The 420-nt window shown below is 38.6% G+C and carries 1 protein-coding gene; it reads left to right on the plus strand.

The features are described from left to right. Positions 1 to 420 (plus strand): type VI secretion protein IcmF/TssM N-terminal domain-containing protein (locus tag RR876_RS16905; protein ID WP_332637179.1); only part of this gene is annotated, 420 nt, incomplete at both ends.

Genomic DNA, 420 nt, shown 5'->3' on the forward strand with positions numbered 1-420 from the left:
GGCGATAAAAAGGGTAATGCTGCCTTATATGAATTACCTTGGTATATGGTGATTGGCAATCCTGCTGCGGGTAAAAGTTCCGCTATTTATCATTCAGGGCTGAAATTTCCATTTGAAGAATCACATCAAAAAATGGTGTCGTCTGGATTAAGTGGCACTCGAAATTGTGATTGGTTTTTCTCAACTGAAGGTGTCTTACTGGATACAGCGGGGCGTTACTCAGTTTATGCTGAGGATCGCTCAGAATGGTTAGGACTTTTGGGTTTATTAAAGAAAAGTCGTCCTAAAGCACCCATTAATGGCCTAATTGTGATTGTCAGTATTGCAGAATTGATTAGCCAGAGTCCTGAAAAATCCATTAAATTGGCTAAAAATTTAAGAGCACGTATTCAAGACTTAACCGAACATTTAGAAATTTTC

Source organism: Acinetobacter sp., assembly GCF_036666595.1.
Classification (GTDB): Bacteria; Pseudomonadota; Gammaproteobacteria; order Pseudomonadales; family Moraxellaceae; genus Acinetobacter.